This is a genomic window from Roseibium sp. AWQ4_290, assembly GCF_056160985.1.
Genome location: NZ_JBSWYG010000128.1, coordinates 1 through 221 on the forward strand (window position 1 = coordinate 1; position 221 = coordinate 221).

The window sequence follows — 221 nt, forward strand, 5'->3', positions numbered from 1 at the left end:
GTTTTTCATCAGATCATAAAGCATCTTCCCCGCCGCCAGATCAATTCCCTCACCGCAGCCTATGCGAGTGACAAATGGTGTAAGCGATTTTCCACTTTCGAGCACCTTGTGTGTGGATCGGCATGCAAGATTGACCCCCATCTTGGGGTAATCGGCATGCAAAAGTGACCCCCTGATAATTTTGATCAGAAGCTTCCTCAAAAATGTGAGGGAGCAGTCAG

General features: G+C 48.4%; 1 protein-coding gene. It reads left to right on the plus strand.

The genetic code is table 11. The features are described 5' to 3' along the window. The first annotated feature begins 12 nt into the window (after nucleotides 1–12). Complete coding sequence (locus ACXAH0_RS25410; RefSeq protein ID WP_475196136.1) at nucleotides 13–168, plus strand: hypothetical protein; 156 nt, start codon at nucleotides 13–15, stop codon at nucleotides 166–168. Nucleotides 169–221: the final 53 nt, after the last annotated feature.